Source organism: Gordonia sp. i37, assembly GCF_002043085.1.
GTDB classification, from domain to species: Bacteria; Actinomycetota; Actinomycetes; order Mycobacteriales; family Mycobacteriaceae; genus Gordonia; species Gordonia polyisoprenivorans.
In genome coordinates this window covers 1-15,207 of the sequence record NZ_MVPX01000101.1, presented here as the reverse complement: position 1 = coordinate 15,207, position 15,207 = coordinate 1, and the positions used below count along the sequence as shown (strand labels likewise).

Here is a 15,207-nt window from a genome sequence, read left to right as displayed (position 1 = left end):
GGTGTCGAGGTCAGAAATGGGTTGCGCGGTGGGCGTCTTCGCTGTTGGCGACGGCCCGTTGATATTCGGGGTCGCGGCGCTCGGCGTCGGCGACGAGAGCCTCGAGGTCGGCTGTCGCGCGCCAGGCCAGCACCTCGAGTGGGCCGACCTCGAAATCGGCCGCGGGGTCGAGAGGGTGGGCGGTGTTGGCGAGGGCGACGATGCACGGGAGATGGAAGATCAGTTCCACCGTCGTATCGGCGCCCGCCGACCCGGTGGAACGCAACGAGCCGTCGGCGTCGACGGTGACGCCGTGGAAGAACGACAACGACGGTGCCACGTCGGTGGGTGTCAACCCGTTCTTGGCTGCGGCCAACACGAGCATCTCGCGTCCGGCAGGACTGCCCGAATGCAGGCTCCCGGCACCATATTTGGCTATGTTGCCGGCGAGGGTCGTGGTGCCGCAGAGTGCGTCGTGATGACGGCTGTCGTCGGCGACGACGGTGGCCAGCACCCGGCCCTGGTCACTGAGCAGCGTGTGCCCCGTCGTGAGGTAGGCCTGCCAGGGCACCTTGACGGTGTCGGCGACGTTGAGACGTTCATGGGGGGCGTCGGCACGCCATACCAGCAGGTGCGCACAGGCAGTTCCGGTGATGTCGCGCAGGCGAAGTCGGGTTCCCCGGGCGAGCACCTTGGTGGTGTAACGACCACCCGGGACGGTCTCGGCCCAGGTGAGGTCGGCGGCCTCGACGCCGGCGGGCGGGTGCGGCCATCCGGCGGCGGGCACCACCGGCATCGAGTCGGTCAGGGTTGTGGCCTGGGCCCGGGCGTGCGCGCGGGCGCCGGCGGTGGTTGCGGTGGCATTCATGGTGAGAGTCCTTGGGATCGAACAGGTGTGGTGGTTCGGGGTGATCGACGTGGGAGTCAGTCGACGGTGGCGATGTCGCTGGTCTGGCGGCTGGTTGCGGCCCGGCCGATGGGAGTGACCGGCTTGGGATGCTCTTTTCCCCTGGGGTAGCAGGCGATTCCGACGAGCACCGTGATCGCGATCGAGATCGGGCCGGCCCAACGCAGTATCGGCATGTCGCCTGCGGGGTCGAAGATCTCGGTGCGCGGCCAGGCGAGGTTCACGACCATCAGCGCCCCGTAGATCACCGCTCCCAGATTCACGACGATGCCGAATCGCCCGAGCCCGAACATTTTCTTGCCCTCGGCGTCGACCTCCACGGTCCCCTTCGGCCAGCCCTGCAGACGTCGGTACAGCATCGGTCCGGTGACCGCGAGGTAGGCCAGGTAGATCAGGATGATGCAGACACTCGCGAGAGTCGCGAAGATCGCCGGGTTGCCGACGTTGACCAGCAGGGTCGCGACGCAGAGCAGCCCGATCAGGATGGACGGCGCGATGGGGGTTCCGGTGCGGGCGTTGACATGTGCCAGTCGCGCGGAGAAGGGCAGTCGGCCGTCGCGGGCCATCGAGAACATCAACCGCGAACACGCGGTCTGGATGGCCAGGGTGCAGATGAAGATCGCCACCGCGACGTCGCACAGCAGGACCTTGCCCCAGAAACCACCGAGCACCGAATCCAGCACGTACGGAAGGCCTCCGGTCGCGAGGTCGTCACCGAGTGTCGGAGCGGCCATCAACGCGCCGAGCAGCATCAGGCCACCACCGATCGCCGAGACGGTCAGCGCCATCCGGATGGTACGCGGTGCGACCCGACGGGGGTTGCGGGTCTCCTCGGCGAGCTCACCGGCCGACCCGAAGCCGACCATCACGTACGCGGCCATCAGACCCGAGACGATGAACGCCCAGATGTAGCCGGGTTGTTGTCCGGGTAGTCCGGTGTCGAAGACGACGTCGGGGCCGCGCTTGGCGTGGGTGAACAGTGCCAGCACCACGGCGGTGACGCCGACGAGCTCACAGGTCACGCCGATGTTGTTGACGCGGCTCATCCACCGCACCCCGACGCAGTTGATCGCGGTGACGGCCACGAGCAGTACCGAACCGAGCAGGACAGCATTCGCCGCACCGGAGGTGCTGGTGAGCGTCGGGTCGTCCCCGATGATCTGAAAACCGGTCCAGACGGCGGGCAGGACGACCTGCAGGGCGATCGCCGCCGCGGCCGCGGTGACGATCTGCGCGATCATCATGAACCACCCCCCGAACCAGCCGACGACTTCTCCGCCCATTCGGCGCGACCACTGGTAGATCGCACCCGAGATCGGGTAGCGCGCGGCGATCTCCGCGAAGCACAACGCCACCAGGAACTGGCCGCCGTAGACGATGGGCCAGGTCCAGAAGAAAGCCGGTCCGCCGAATCCGAAACCGAGACCGAACAATTGGAAGATGGTCGTCAGGATCGAGACGAACGAGAAGCCGGCCGCGAACGAGGCGAACTTGCCGAGCGAGCGGTGCAGTTGCTGGTCGTAGCCGAGGTCGAGGAGGTCGTCGGAGTCACCTCCGCCCGACGACGGAGAGGCAGGAGTCGGGGTGGGCTCCGGGGATGAGTGAGCGGTCATGGTCATGGCGATGTCCTTCGGTAGGGCTCCCCGTCGAGCGCTGTATCTGTCAGTTGATAGATAACCGTCGATCTATTTCTGTCGAGTGATAGATATGTTGCGGGCCGGGAAACCCCTGTGACAGCCGTGTTACGCACCGTTGCGTTAGGCTGATTCTGTCGCGAAACCGACCAGCATGCTCCTCTTTCCGAGGAGCCGAGCGCGAGGAGCCAGCCGCCATGTCCCGTACCGCGCCACCCCGCGGCACCGGCCCCGGGCGGCCTCGCCTGACCGAGCCCAAGCGGCGCGGAGCCACCGCACGCGACGAGATCCTCGACGCCGCAGGCGAGTTGTTCGTCCGACACGGCTACAGCGGTACCTCGACGCGTATGATCGCCGACGCGGTCGGGATTCGGCAGGCCTCGCTCTATCACTACTTCAAGAACAAGGACGACATCCTCGCCGCGCTGCTGGACACGACCGTCGTCGGTTCGCTCGAGACCGCGCGCGAATTGCTGGGGTCCGACGCCCCCGCCCTCGACCGGCTCCTCGAACTTGCGCGCATCGACGCCCAACAGCTTGTCGACGCACGCTGGAATCTCGGCTCGCTCTATCTACTACCCGAGGTCGCCGATGAGCGATACGCCCACTTCCGCTCCGCCCGACAAGAATTGGCCGGAGCGTACGAGTCCCTGGCCGCCGCCGCCCTCGACGACCCCACCGACATGCGCAGACTGCTCCCCTTCCGCCTCGTCGAATCGGTGATCATGCTGCGCTCCGACGAGCAACGCGGCGAACTCGGCGATCACACCGTCGCCGCGCTGGTCGACACCATCGTCGGCGCCATCCGCGTCCTGCTCGCTGCGCCGTGACGCCGGGGGTCGGACTCCGTCGACCCACCTGTTCCGACCGATCTCGGGCCCTCCCGTGCGTGGCGACCAGGGCGATCGGTTGCCGCGGCACACCGGGTGCCGGGATAGGGTATGACGCATGGCAGGCCGGAGCATGCGTTTCGATCCCATCGCCGAGGCGAAGGACAACTGGGCCGAAGCCGGATGGGGTGATGTCGCCGATGGAATGGTCGCGGTCACCTCGGTGATGCGCGCCCATCAGATTCTGTTGGCACGCGTCGAGACCGCCTTGCGCCCTTACGATTTGACGTTCTCTCGCTTCGAGTTGCTCCGTCTGCTCGCGTTCTCGCGGCACGGCGCCCTGCCGATCACCAAGGCCAGCGACCGACTCCAGGTCCACGTCACCAGCGTCACCCACGCGATCCGTCGACTCGAGGAGGCACAGCTGGTCCGGCGACTGCCCCACCCCACCGACGGCCGGACCACGCTGGTGGAGATCACCGACCTGGGGCGCTCCACCGTCGAGGACGCCACGACAACACTCAACCGCGAGGTGTTCGCCGACGTCGGCATGGACGGTGACGAGATCCGAGGTCTGGTCGGCGCCATCCACTCGCTGCGTCATCACGCGGGGGATTTCTGACGGTGGTCGTCGTTCCGGGTGATGTTATGCCCGGAATGCGGGCACAGCATCACCCGGAACACAGATCCGAAGCGTCGTGGAACCGACTGGCGGTGTCCCGCGTCGAATTCGTCATGGACATTCACGAGTTGTCGGTGCGACGTGACGGCGTGTTCACCACCGAGGAGGCGACTGCGTGCGGACTCAGCGCGTCGGCGATCCAACGACGGGTCGCCTCCGGCACCTGGCAGGTCGTCGCACGAGGGGTCTATCTCGTTTCCGGACACGCACGTTCGGATCGCGCACAAGCACGCATCGCGGTGCTCTCGGTACATCGGCAAGCCGTCCTGGGTGGAGTTGCCGCCGCGTGGTGGCTTGGCCTACACGCCACGGAGCCGCGCAAGCACGTGGTCTTCACCAGCACCCACGGGCGACATCATCGGTCGTCGGCTACCGCCGTGGCACGTTACCGACCACTGCAGGACAAGGACATCATCGTCCACGACGGCCTCCGGACCACCGGCCCCGACCTGACCGTCCTCGACGCCGCACTCGACCTGGGAATGTCGGTGATCGACTCGGCCCTCCTGTCCCGGCGCGTCACCCCCGAGTCGCTTGCGGCAGCGCATGCCCGGTACCCACGACGCCGCGGCGCGGCACAAGTGGCGCAGTATCTGCGGCTGGTCGGCGACGGCGCACGATCCGAGGCCGAACGACTCACGGTGAAGCTCTTTCGCTCGGCTGACATCACCGGGTGGGTCGCCAACCTGCCTTCGTGCGGGTACGTCATCGACTTCGCGTTTCCCGGCCACATGGTCGCGGTGGAAATCGACGGCTTCGGCTTCCACCGCGACGCGGTAACGTTTCAACGAGACCGCACCAAGCGCAACGCACTCGTCGCGGCGGGGTGGACGGTACTCAACTTCACGTGGTCCGACCTGATCGACCGCCCGGCCGTCGTGGCTGACCGAGTCGCGCAGGCGCTGCAGTCACCAGCAGCGTGATTCCGGGTGATGTTGTGCCCGGATTGCGGACACAACATCACCCAGAAGTGCTCACCTCAACGCAAGGTCTCGATGATCGCCGAGAAATCCAGTCCCGCGTTCTGCTCGGCAAAGGCCCGATACAGTTGCGCCGCATGGGTTCCCAGGGGTGCGCGGGAACCGGTGTCGGCGATGGCGTCCATGGCCAGGCCGAGGTCCTTGTTCATCAGCGCGGTGGCGAAGCCGGGTTTGAACTCGTTGTTGGCCGGCGACGCCGGCTGCGGGCCGGGCACCGGACAGTTGGTCTCGATGGCCCAGCAATTGCCGGTCGCACCGGTCACGACGTCGTAGAGCGCCTGATCGGAGAGGCCGAGTTTCTCGGCGAGGACGAAGGCCTCGCCGACCGCGATCTGCTGCACGGCCAACAGCATGTTGTTGCAGACCTTCGCGGCCTGTCCGGCACCGGCGTCACCGCAGTGGATGATCTTGCCTGCCATGGGATCCAGGGTGGTGCGCGCCGCGGCGAAGGCCTCCTCGCTGCCGCCGACCATGAATGCGAGGGTGCCCGCGGTCGCGCCCTTCACACCTCCCGACACCGGGGCGTCGACCTGCGCGAAGCCGAGATCACCGGCGCGCGAATTGATCTCACGGGCATCGGCGACCGAGATCGTCGAGCTGTCGATGAACAGCGTGCCGGTGGCGCTCGCCGGGAGAATCTCGTCGTAGAGTTGCTTGACGATCGCGCCGTTGGGCAGCATCGTGATCACGACCTGCGCGACCGCGACGGCTTCCACCGCGGTCGGAAAGGTCTCGACACCGCTCTCCTGCGCGGCTTTCACCGCCTCGGGCACCGGATCGAAGCCGTGCACCGTGTGCCCGGCCTTGACCAGGTTCGCCGCCATCGGCCCACCCATGTTGCCCAGTCCCAGAAAGGCGATCGTCGTCATTGTCGAATCTCCATATCGAATCTCTCGGTGATGTCAGTTCGAGAAGCGCGACGCGATGGACCGACCCACCACGACTCGCATGATCTCGTTGGTCCCCTCCAGGATGCGGTGCACGCGCAGATCCCGGACGATTTTCTCGATTCCGTACTCGGCCAGGTAGCCGTAGCCGCCGTGCAGCTGCAGCGCCTGGTCGGCGACGGTGTAGCACGAGTCGGTGACGTAGCGCTTGGCCATCGCACACTGTTCGACCTTGTCCGGGGCGCCGGCGTCGAGTGCACTCGCCGCGTGCCACAGCATCAGGCGCGAGGTGTGCAGCGAGGTCGCCATGTCGGCCAGCGTGAACCGGATGGTCGACTCGTCGATCAGCGCCGCCCCGAAGGCTTTTCGGGAGGCGACGTAGGCGGCCGCCTTGTCGAAGGCCGCCTGCGCACCACCCAACGACGACGCCGCGATGTTGAGCCGGCCGCCGTTGAGGCCGTTCATCGCGATACCGAATCCGATGCCCTCGGTGTTACCGAGGAGGTTGGTCGCCGGAACCCGCACCTCGTCGAGGATCACTTGCGCGGTGGGTTGGGCGTGCCACCCCATCTTGTGCTCCTGGGCACCGAAACTCAGCCCCGGCGAGTCCTTCTCGACGAGAAAAGTGGAGATGCCCTTGGGCCCGGCATCCCCGGTCCGCGCCATCACGACGTAGAGATCCGACGAACCCGCACCGGAGATGAACTGTTTGACGCCGGTGAGCACGTACTCGTCCCCGACCCGCTCGGCACGGGTCGACAACGCTGCCGCGTCCGAACCGGCACCCGGCTCGGTGAGGCAGTAACTGGCGACGGTGTCCATGCCCGCCAGCCGTGGAACCCACTGTGCGCGTTGTTCATCGGTGCCGTACTCGTCGACCATCCACGTACACATGTTGTGGATGGACAGGAAGGCGGCGACCGCCGGATCGGCGTAGGCGAGCTGTTCGAAGATCCGCACCCCGTCCAGTCGGCGCAGACCGCTACCGCCGGCATCCTCGGCGCAGTAGATCGCACCCATGCCGAGCTGCGCGGCCTCGCGCAGCTCGGCGACCGGGAAGTGGTTGTCGGCGTCCCACCTCAGAGCATGTGGGGCAATGCGTTTCGCGGCGAAGTCGGCCGCGGTCTCGACGATGACGCGCTCGTCGGCGTCGAGACCGGAGTCCACGAAGGTCGTCATCGCCGATCAGTCCATCGTCGGGATGACGAACTCCGCGCCGTCCTTGATGCCCGACGGCCAGCGTGAGGTGACGGTCTTGGTCTTGGTGTAGAACTGGATCGACGCCGGACCGTGCTGGTTGAGGTCGCCGAAGCCCGACCGCTTCCAGCCGCCGAAGGTGTAGTAGGCCACCGGAACCGGGATGGGAACGTTCACCCCGACCATGCCCACCTCGACGCGGGCGGTGAAGTCGCGGGCGGCGTCACCGTCCTGGGTGAAGATCGCAACACCGTTGCCATACTGGTGATCCGAGGCCAGGGCGAGCGCCTCGTCGTAGTCGGCGGCGCGCACGATGGCCAGCACCGGACCGAAGATCTCGTCGGTGTAGATCGACATGTCCTTGGTGACATGATCGAACAGCGTCGGGCCGATGAAGAAGCCGTTGGACAGGTCCTCGTCACCGAAGGTCTGCTCGTTGCTGCCCCGTTCCCGACCGTCGATCACCAGGTCGGCACCCTCCTCGACACCCTTGCCGATGTAGGTGCGCACCCGCTCGAGTGCGGCTGCGGTCACCAGCGGCCCGTAGTCTGCCTTCGGGTCGAGTGAGTGTCCGACGCGCAACGCGTTGACCTTGTCGACAAGCTTGGCGCGCAACCGTTCTGCGGTCTGTTCCCCGACCGGCACGGCCACGCTGATCGCCATGCACCGCTCCCCGGCGCTGCCGTAGCCGGCGCCGATCAATGCATCGACGACCTGATCGAGGTTGGCGTCGGGCATGATGATCATGTGGTTCTTGGCGCCACCGAAGCACTGCGAACGCTTGCCGTTCGCCGCGGCGGTGGAGTAGATGTACTGCGCGATGTCGGAGCTGCCGACGAAGCCGAGCGCCTTGACGTCGGGGTGATCGAGCAGCGCGTCGACGGCCTCCTTGTCGCCATGGACGACCTGGAACACACCGTCGGGAAGTCCTGCCTCGGTGAACAATTCGGCGAGGCGGACCGGAACCGACGGATCCCGCTCACTGGGCTTGAGGATGAAGGCGTTACCGCAGGCGAGCGCCGGGCCGGCCTTCCACAGCGGGATCATCGCCGGGAAGTTGAACGGGGTGATGCCCGCGACCACACCGAGGGGCTGACGAATCGAGTGCACGTCGATGCCCGACCCGGCGCCCTCGGTGAACTCACCCTTGATCAGGTGCGGGATGCCGATCGCGAATTCGATGACCTCGATGCCGCGCTGGATGTCGCCGAGGGCGTCGGCGTGGGTCTTGCCGTGCTCGAGCGAGAGGGTGGTGGCGATCTCGTCGGCGTTCTTGTTCACGAGATCGACGAAGCGCATCAGCACCCGGGCGCGCCGTTGCGGGTTCCACGCGGCCCACTCCTGCTGGGCCTTCTTGGCGGTCTCGACCGCCTTGGCCACGTCGTCGGTGCTGGCGAGCGGAACCTGTGCCGCGACGGCGCCGGTGCTCGGATTGAAGACGTCGGCGAAGCGACCGCCGTCGGCGGTCACCTTGGTGCCGTTGAGGTAGTGCGGGATGGAGGTGGTGGTTGTACTCACCGCGAGATCACCTGGACTTCTGCTCGGGATTCTGGGGACACCCCAATACTAGGACATCCAAGTAATTGCGCAAGGGTCGGCCGTCATGCACCGGCGGCGAATGTGGTGAGCAGCACGACCCGACCGGATGGTGAAGCGGGAGCAAATTAGGGTAGCCTTGCTATGTTTCTGGAAGGAGTCCCATGTCCGTCGTCATCCTCTACGGCACCGAGACCGGCAACAGCGAGCTGGTCGCCGATGCCATCGCCGACGTCCTGAGCGTCGATCACGATCCGTCGATCTACGACATGAGCGAGTTCGCGGTGGAGGATCTCGACGCCCAGGACTTCCTCGTGGTGATCTGCTCCACCTACGGTGAGGGCGAGTTGCCCACCGGCGCCGAGCCCTTCGCCGACGAACTCGACGCCCTGGCCCCCGACCTGTCCGGCCTACGGTTCGCGGTGTTCGGGCTCGGCGACACGGTCTACGGCGAGACCTTCAACCGCGGCGGTGAACTGATGGCCGAGAAGCTCACCGCACGGGGCGCCACGCAGGTCGGCGAGCACGCCCGCCACGACAACTCCTCGGCGGTCAAGCCGAGCGTGATGGCCGCGACGTGGGCGCAGAATCTGATCCCCGTGATCGATCCGGTAACCGCCTGATCTGATCACTGCCAGTCGACGCTCCGGGCTCGGGCTGGGCCCGGGGCGTCGACGCATCCCCGGTCGGATCGACCCCCGCGTCCTCGGAGACAGGGCCCTCGGAGACCGTAGGCGCCGGCTGGCCGGGCAAGGTGCCGCACCGGACCGCCGATTCCTTGGCCAGCTCGACGACCGACCGGATCATCACCGCCAACACCACTCCGAGGAACAGGGCCGTGGTCGTCGAGACCTTGAGGTTCTCGCCGAGCAGCACCACGCCGAGTGCCATCGCCACCGCGGGTTCCATCACATTCATCGCCGGGAACGACGTCTGCAGGTCGCCGGCACCGAAACCCTTCTGCTGGGCGAGGATCGCGCCGGTGGCGACCACGACGAACAGGTACAGCTCGGGGTGCATGAACAGGTGCACCGGATGGTGCAGCAGCTGGTAGACGATGGTCTTGATCAGCAGCGCCGACACCCCGAACAGGGTGCCCGCGGCCAACCCGTAGAACAGCGCCCGATAGTGCGGGGTCGAACGCTCGGCACAGACCACACACAACACGATCACCGCGGCGACCGCGGCGACCGTCGCCCACACGACCAGGTCGTGCGGTCGGCGCATCGACGGTTCGGGGCGCGAGATGAGCAGGAACGTTGCCACGCAGATCACCAGGACCGCACCCCATGCCCACTCGCGCTTGGCGGGATGGCGCCGATCGGCCCACGCCTCGAGCGGTAGGGCGAACAGCACCGCGAGGACCACGAGTGGCTGCACCAGCAGGATCGATCCGAGGCCGAGCGCAGCCGCCTGGAGCGCGAACCCGGCGATCGCGATGGACGCCCCCGCCCACCAGCCGCGGGTGATCGCACCCGACGCCCGGGACGCACGCTGACGCAACACGGTTCCGGCGGCGATCAACAGTGCCGCGAGAACCGCGAGTATCGCCGGAACCCAGGAATGCACGTCCACAAGGCTAACGGTGTGCCTACCCGCGAGGCGAGGTTTGCACGTCGTAGGTTGGATGCATGCGGTTGCGATCAGAACTGGAGATCCTCGCGACCCTCGATGCCACCACGATCGAGGCCGTGTGCACCGACCCCTCGCTCGTCGACCACCTGATCGTCGGGTGCCTGGACGAGGCCGCCGACGCCGACACCGCCGCCGAACTGGCCGAGACCTGCGCCGACGCGGCCACCGAGGCGGATGTCGACGACCCCGTTCGGAATCACGGCGAGTGGGACCACGCCGCCGAGTCGGCCTGCTTCCACCGTCAGGAGGCCGCGGCGTGGCGGGCTACCGCCCGGGTGTTGGCCCGCGCACAGCACTCCCGCGACACGCTGTCGTCGCGCCCGGCGACGACAGCCCGCAACGGCCGAGGCGTCGCGTGAGCCACGCCGACACCGCCGGCCCGCGGCGGACGCTGGTCCTCATGCGCCACGGCAAGTCCGGCTACCCGCCGGGCTTCGGCGATCACGGGCGCCCGCTCGCCGACCGCGGTCGGCGCGAGACAGCCCTGGCCGGTCGATGGATGACCGAGGAGGGACTGTCGGTCGACGCCGTGCTGTGCTCGACGGCCACGCGCACCCGGCAAACGCTCGACCGGACCGGGATCAGCGCCCCGACCGTCTACCTCGACGACCTCTACGGCGGCAGCCCGTCCGACGTGCTCGAGGCGTTGCGCTTGCACACACCGTCCGACGCCACGACTGTCCTCGTCGTCGGTCACGACCCGGGTATGCCGACCACCGCGCTCACCCTCGACCCACACGGCACCATTGATCGCTTCCCCACCTCCGCCTACGCGGTCGTGCGCATCGGTGTGCCCTGGCAGACGATCGGCGTCGACCACGATCCCGACGCCCACCTCCTCGGTGTGCGCGTTCCGCGCGACTGACCTCGCATCGGCTCCACCCGTCGACCACTTTCGTGGTCTGCAATCTCCGACTTGTCCAGCGGGGTTCTGCGCCGTACTATCGATTAAGCAATCACGCAATCCATTAATTCATCGTTGATATAGAGCGATGGATGACCGAGGAGCCCCCGTGTCGACCAACGGATTCACTGGCATCGATCAGCCGCTCTATGAGATCAAGGCCAACCTGTTCAAGGCGCTCGCCCATCCGGCGCGTATCCGGGTCCTCGAGGTCCTCTCGGCCAACGACTCGCCGACCCCGGTGAGCGAACTCCTCACCATCATCGACATCGGCCCGACCACCATGTCCCAACATCTCGCAGTGCTCAAACGGCATCACGTCGTCCGCTCGACGCGCACCGGCAACGCCGTGTTCTACACGCTCGCCCATCCGAAGGTGTCGGAGTTGCTGCTCATCGCCCGGACCTTCCTGGCCGACACGCTCGACGAGCAGCGCGAGCAGTACGACGCGATCTCCGCGTTACCGCCAGTCGTCCGGGCGTGAACGAGCTCGACCAGGCCGGCGCGACCGTCCGCCGAGGCGCGCAGATCGTTCGCAGCCGCACCGCCCGCCTGCTCCCCACGCGCACCGACTATGCGGGGTTGCGGTCGTCGTGGAAGGTCGACGTCGTCTCCGGGGTCACTGTCGGCGTGGTGGCCTTGCCCCTCGCTCTGGCCTTCGGCATCTCGTCCGGTGTCGGCGCCGCCGCAGGTCTGATCACCGCTGTCATCGCCGGCCTGGTCGCAGCGGTCTTCGGGGGGTCCCATGTGCAGGTCTCGGGACCCACGGGTGCGATGGCGGTCATCCTCGCCCCCATCGTCGCTGCACACGGCATCGGCAGCATCGCACTGGTCACGGTGCTTGCCGGGCTGCTGGTGCTGTTCGCGGGCGCAGTCGGGCTCGGCCGCGCGGTCACCTTCATCCCGTGGCCGGTGATCGAGGGATTCACCCTGGGTATCGCGATCACCATCTTCTTGCAGCAGGTACCGGCGGCCTTCGCTTCCACGCCCCCCAAGGGGGAGCGCACCCTGCCCGCCGCGTGGTCGGTGATCGCCGACGCCGACTGGTCGGCCGCACTGAAGACACTGGGTGTGGTCGCAGTCGTCGCCGCCCTGATGGTCACGCTCCCACGGCTGCACCGTTCGATCCCGGAATCGCTGACCGCCATCGTCGTCGTCACCCTGGTCACCCATTTCGCCCACATCGACGTGGCAGCGATCGGCGAACTCCCGTCGCACTTGTCGGCGCCGGTGTTACCGCATGTGGACACTCAAGCGCTGCACTCGCTTCTGAGCGCGGCCGTCGCCATCGCCGCGCTCGCCGCCATCGAGTCGCTGTTGTCGGCGCGGGTGGCGGCCACGATGTCGCCGACCGGACCGTACGATCCCGATCGCGAACTCACCGGCCAAGGGCTCGCGTCGATGGCATCGGGCCTGTTCGGCGGCATGCCTGCCACGGGCGCGATCGCGCGGACTGCCGTCAATGTCCGTGCCGGGGCCCGGACCCGGGTGGCGGCCATCGTTCATTCGTTGTTCCTGCTGGGCGTGGTCTACCTGGCGACCGGCCCGGTGTCGACGATTCCGCTCGCCGCGTTGTCCGGTGTCCTGATGGTCACCTGCTTCCGCATGATCTCGGCATCGACGATACGAAAGATCCTGCACTCCACACGATCTGATGCCCTGATCTTCGCCGTGACCGCGGTGATCACGGTCTGTTTCGACCTGATCGAGGCAGTGCAGATCGGAATCGTGGTAGCGGCGTTCTTCGCGCTGCGCCAGATCGCCCGTCGCTCCGCGGTGACTCGCGAGGACCTACCCGGCCCGCCGATGCCCGGCGACGAGCACATCGCCCTGCTGCGACTGGATGGCGCCATGTTCTTCGGTGCGGCCGAACGTATTTCGACAACGATCAGCGAAGGCGCCAATACCGTCCAGGTGGTGATCATCCGCATGTCGCACCTCGGGATGCTCGACGCGACCGGGGCTCACACCCTCGCCGAGATCGTCACCGAACTCGAGTCCCGCGGCGTGACCGTCATCATCAAGGGCGTGCAACCCGCACACCTCAGACTGCTCACCGGTGTCGGCGTGGTGGATTCCCTGCGTCACGAGAACCATTTGATCGACTCCTTGGATAGCGCGATTGCGCACGCCCGCAATCACGTTGCCGTCGCGGATCCCGCAGGCGATGCGGCTCGAACCACGTTGTGAGTACTATCCGGTGTGTTCACTTTCGTCCACTGAACACGTCCACACAACAATGTCTCGGCCGACTTCTCGTCGGCCGGACCACACAGAGGAGAACCCGATGCGGTTGAGTGTCGCCGAGCGACGCCGACTCGCCATCGAGGCCACCTTGCGGGTCATCGCGACCGAAGGTGTCGAGAGCGCCACCACACGACGGATCGCCCTGGAGGCGGGCGTTCCGCAGTCGGGGCTGTTCTACGCTTTCGACAGTCGCGACGAGTTGCTCGCGGCGGTGGCCGAGCATGGCATCAACGAGGAATTGGATGCGCTCAACGAGCGGATCGGCGCGCTCGAGGAACGCTCGAGTGACGCACCACTACATCCGCGCGAGGTGATCCGCGCCGGATTCGAGAGCTTCGCCGGAGACGTCGTCGGCAACGCGACCCGCGAGCATGCGCTGATCTCGCTCGGACTGTTCGCACGCCGCACGACAGGCTTGGAACCGCTGGCAGAGTACCTGTACGCGCGCTACACCGAGTTGGTCATCCGGATGCTGCGCGAGGGCGCGCGACTCGGCGGATTCCGTTGGGCGATACCCGAAGAGCAGATCGCTCCCGCGGTGGTGGCGGCCGCCGACGGGCTCACCCTCGGCTATGTGATGACCGGTGATCCGGAGTCGGTCGAGCACACCACCGACGCGTTCGTCCGGATGCTCGGCACGTACGTTACCTCCTGATCAGCGTCACGGCCGATCAGCCACCGGTGACCGGCGACACCGCTACGCACGGCACCAGGCGCGGATGAGCCGGGTCGAGAGCGTTGAGCACCAGCGCGACAGATCGCCGGTTCGCCACGATCGACAGGTGATCGGCGTGATCGATCGGACAGCCTTCCTGCACAACGATATTGGTGACGTCGGTGCCGGGTGGTCCGGGAAGGATGCCTGACGAGTACGGGGTGACGATCTCGTCGTCGCGCGTCACGATGTTGGTGTACCGCACCCCCGGCAGGTAGGGCGAGGGCAGGCGGACCGCCTGGTTGAAGTTCAGATCCGCCGGCGCAGGTGTGCATTCGGGGCACGCCGGATGACCGGGCGGCGCGATCCCGAGTCGCGCGCGGAATGCGGCGATCGTCTCGCCGCGGACGTCGTCGTCGTCGGGTCCCTGACGCCAGTACGGCGCGAGCGACACGTAGTGGGCCACATGGCCGCGCCCACCAAGGTATTTCAGCCAGTAGGTGGGGATCTCGGTGCCCAACGAGTGTCCGACGATGTCGACCTGATCACTGCCGGTCGCGGCGCGCACGTGGTCGATGAATTCCTTGATCTGCCAGGCACTGTCGGGTTTGGGACCGAGTCCGCCGAGCGCCGACACCGGCCACACCGTGCCGAGGGCACCGTAGGTGGGTGCGAACACGCAGTAGCCGGCGTTGACCAACACTGGCGCGAGCGTCGCCCAATTCGTCTGCTGCCCACCGCCGCTGCCGTGAACGAGGATCACCGGCCGCGGGTGGGCGGCCGACGGGCGGCACGAGTAGTCGTTGGTGCCGGGGAGCGACCCGCCGGGATGGGCGAGTTCGGCGGAGATACCGGCCAGGAAGTCGTAGGTCACGGGTAACGGAGTGTGCGGCCGGGCCTGGGCCGCCCCGATCCCGAACACGGAGCCCATGACCATCGCCGCAACGGCGACGGACGTGACGCGACGTCGGCCCCGACTCCCTGGCGGACGGCAGGACCCGGGGCGGCGCACGCGGTGATCGAGAAGAAACGACACGCCTAACGGTAACCCCGGGCGGCGAAGGTCGAGAAGACCTTGCTCGCCCGCAGATGAGCCGCAGCTGATGCCGTCAGCCGTGACGGCGGCGGGGCCCC

Annotated in this window: 16 protein-coding genes; 9 read left to right on the top strand and 7 right to left on the bottom strand. The window is 67.1% G+C overall.

Annotation, left to right across the window (positions count from 1 at the left end):
• Positions 1–10: 10 nt before the first annotated feature.
• Together B1964_RS04505 and B1964_RS04500 are read right to left on the bottom strand one after the other, a co-directional pair.
• Positions 11–847 (bottom strand): urea amidolyase associated protein UAAP1, encoded by an 837-nt coding sequence (locus B1964_RS04505; RefSeq protein ID WP_079929008.1) that lies wholly within the window; start codon positions 845–847, stop codon positions 11–13.
• 56 nt (positions 848–903) lie between these two features.
• Positions 904–2,505, bottom strand: coding sequence for an amino acid permease (locus tag B1964_RS04500; protein WP_079929007.1), 1,602 nt, complete (start codon positions 2,503–2,505; stop codon positions 904–906).
• 212 nt (positions 2,506–2,717) lie between these two features.
• On the opposite strand from B1964_RS04500, the gene B1964_RS04495 reads away from it, so the two are divergent.
• The 3 genes from B1964_RS04495 to B1964_RS04485 all read left to right on the top strand — a co-directional run bounded on the left by B1964_RS04495 (position 2,718) and on the right by B1964_RS04485 (position 4,955).
• Positions 2,718–3,350, top strand: coding sequence for a TetR/AcrR family transcriptional regulator (locus B1964_RS04495; RefSeq protein ID WP_014361093.1), 633 nt, complete (start codon positions 2,718–2,720; stop codon positions 3,348–3,350).
• Between the two features lie 118 nt (positions 3,351–3,468).
• A complete protein-coding gene (locus B1964_RS04490) occupies positions 3,469–3,972 on the top strand; it encodes a MarR family transcriptional regulator (protein ID WP_079929006.1) in 504 nt (167 codons plus the stop codon).
• Positions 3,973–4,085: 113 nt separating this feature from the next.
• Positions 4,086–4,955, top strand: a complete 870-nt coding sequence (locus B1964_RS04485) for a type IV toxin-antitoxin system AbiEi family antitoxin domain-containing protein (RefSeq protein ID WP_172398751.1) — start codon at positions 4,086–4,088, stop codon at positions 4,953–4,955.
• A 56-nt stretch (positions 4,956–5,011) separates the two neighbouring features.
• Here the strand turns inward: B1964_RS04485 and mmsB are convergent, their stop codons facing one another.
• From mmsB to B1964_RS04470, 3 genes are read right to left on the bottom strand one after another with little or no spacing between them, the layout of a single operon-like run.
• Positions 5,012–5,881, bottom strand: coding sequence for a 3-hydroxyisobutyrate dehydrogenase (gene mmsB, locus B1964_RS04480; RefSeq protein ID WP_079929005.1), 870 nt, complete (start codon positions 5,879–5,881; stop codon positions 5,012–5,014).
• 33 nt (positions 5,882–5,914) lie between these two features.
• Positions 5,915–7,078, bottom strand: a complete 1,164-nt coding sequence (locus tag B1964_RS04475; protein WP_079929004.1) for an acyl-CoA dehydrogenase family protein — start codon at positions 7,076–7,078, stop codon at positions 5,915–5,917.
• Positions 7,079–7,084: 6 nt separating this feature from the next.
• Positions 7,085–8,614, bottom strand: coding sequence for a CoA-acylating methylmalonate-semialdehyde dehydrogenase (locus B1964_RS04470; RefSeq protein WP_079929003.1), 1,530 nt, complete (start codon positions 8,612–8,614; stop codon positions 7,085–7,087).
• Between the two features lie 182 nt (positions 8,615–8,796).
• Between B1964_RS04470 and B1964_RS04465 the strand changes: the two genes are divergently transcribed.
• On the top strand, positions 8,797–9,255 hold the full coding sequence (locus B1964_RS04465) for a flavodoxin family protein (protein WP_079929002.1): 459 nt from the start codon (positions 8,797–8,799) through the stop codon (positions 9,253–9,255).
• Here the strand turns inward: B1964_RS04465 and B1964_RS04460 are convergent.
• Positions 9,185–10,207 carry a DMT family transporter gene (locus tag B1964_RS04460; RefSeq protein WP_020170361.1) on the bottom strand — a complete coding sequence of 341 codons (1,023 nt, stop codon included), beginning with the start codon at positions 10,205–10,207 and terminating at the stop codon, positions 9,185–9,187. The two genes, B1964_RS04465 and B1964_RS04460, sit on opposite strands and share 71 nt — an antisense overlap.
• A 56-nt stretch (positions 10,208–10,263) precedes the next feature.
• On the opposite strand from B1964_RS04460, the gene B1964_RS04455 reads away from it, so the two are divergent.
• The 5 genes from B1964_RS04455 to B1964_RS04435 all read left to right on the top strand — a co-directional run bounded on the left by B1964_RS04455 (position 10,264) and on the right by B1964_RS04435 (position 14,073).
• Positions 10,264–10,626, top strand: coding sequence for a hypothetical protein (locus B1964_RS04455; RefSeq protein WP_079929001.1), 363 nt, complete (start codon positions 10,264–10,266; stop codon positions 10,624–10,626).
• Complete coding sequence (locus B1964_RS04450) at positions 10,623–11,132, top strand: histidine phosphatase family protein (RefSeq protein WP_079929000.1); 510 nt, start codon at positions 10,623–10,625, stop codon at positions 11,130–11,132. Before B1964_RS04455 ends, B1964_RS04450 begins: the two co-directional genes overlap by 4 nt.
• Before the next feature lie 148 nt (positions 11,133–11,280).
• Entirely contained in the window at positions 11,281–11,655 is a 375-nt protein-coding gene (locus tag B1964_RS04445; RefSeq protein WP_079928999.1) for a metalloregulator ArsR/SmtB family transcription factor, read from the top strand.
• Between the two features lie 44 nt (positions 11,656–11,699).
• Complete coding sequence (locus B1964_RS04440; RefSeq protein ID WP_079929030.1) at positions 11,700–13,361, top strand: SulP family inorganic anion transporter; 1,662 nt, start codon at positions 11,700–11,702, stop codon at positions 13,359–13,361.
• A 97-nt stretch (positions 13,362–13,458) separates the two neighbouring features.
• Entirely contained in the window at positions 13,459–14,073 is a 615-nt protein-coding gene (locus tag B1964_RS04435; RefSeq protein ID WP_079928998.1) for a TetR family transcriptional regulator, read from the top strand.
• A 16-nt stretch (positions 14,074–14,089) separates the two neighbouring features.
• Here B1964_RS04435 and B1964_RS04430 read toward each other — a convergent pair whose 3' ends face one another.
• Positions 14,090–15,004, bottom strand: coding sequence for an alpha/beta fold hydrolase (locus B1964_RS04430; RefSeq protein ID WP_366664256.1), 915 nt, complete (start codon positions 15,002–15,004; stop codon positions 14,090–14,092).
• Positions 15,005–15,207: the final 203 nt, after the last annotated feature.